Here is an 837-nt window from a genome sequence, read left to right as displayed (position 1 = left end):
CTTAAGTGGCGAAGGGATGTTATTGGTTTTTAAAATACAGGCTCTTTGAGTCGTCATCCCTTTATGGCGATATATCCCGCATGCGGGAAAGCGTGCGGAAATTATGTTGAGGTGGTTATGTTTAGAAAATTGGCAGCAGAATGCTTTGGTACATTCTGGCTGGTATTTGGTGGCTGCGGTAGCGCCGTTCTGGCAGCAGCATTCCCGGAATTAGGTATTGGTTTTGTCGGCGTGGCGCTGGCCTTTGGTTTAACCGTATTAACCATGGCCTTTGCCGTGGGTCATATTTCCGGTGGTCATTTTAACCCGGCCGTGACGTTGGGTTTATGGGCCGGTGGTCGTTTCCCGGCGAAAGAGGTGATCGGTTATATCGTCGCCCAGGTGGTGGGCGGGATTATTGCCGCAGCCGTTCTGTACGTCATCGCCAGCGGTAAAGCGGGCTTCGACGCGGCAGCCAGCGGTTTCGCCTCTAACGGCTTCGGCGAACACTCTCCGGGCGGTTATTCCATGCTGTCGGCTATCGTGATTGAAATTGTGCTGACCGCTGGTTTCCTGCTGGTGATCCACGGCGCAACCGACAAACACGCACCTGCTGGTTTCGCACCGATTGCCATTGGTCTGGCATTGACGCTTATCCACCTGATCTCCATTCCGGTCACTAACACCTCCGTTAACCCGGCGCGCAGTACCGCAGTGGCTATCTTCCAGGGTGGCTGGGCGCTGGAGCAGCTGTGGCTGTTCTGGGTCATGCCTATCATCGGCGGTATTCTGGGCGGCGTGCTGTATCGCACCCTGCTGGAAAAACGCGATTAATCTTTCCCTCCCTCTCCCGATGGG

The 837-nt window shown here is 55.1% G+C and carries 1 protein-coding gene; it reads left to right on the top strand.

Annotated elements, in window-relative coordinates:
- The first annotated feature begins 117 nt into the window (after positions 1-117).
- Positions 118-813 (top strand): aquaporin Z, encoded by a 696-nt coding sequence (gene aqpZ, locus C5687_RS24300; RefSeq protein WP_025204573.1) that lies wholly within the window; start codon positions 118-120, stop codon positions 811-813.
- Positions 814-837: the final 24 nt, after the last annotated feature.

This window comes from Enterobacter sichuanensis (genome assembly GCF_002939185.1).
Classification (GTDB): domain Bacteria; phylum Pseudomonadota; class Gammaproteobacteria; order Enterobacterales; family Enterobacteriaceae; genus Enterobacter; species Enterobacter sichuanensis.
This window is presented reverse-complemented; position numbering and strand designations above follow the sequence as displayed.

Excerpts from the sequence above, each read along its gene's own strand:
- aqpZ (WP_025204573.1), top strand. The coding sequence starts at position 118 with ATGTTTAGAAAATTGGCAGCAGAATGCTTTGGTACATTCTGGCTGGTA.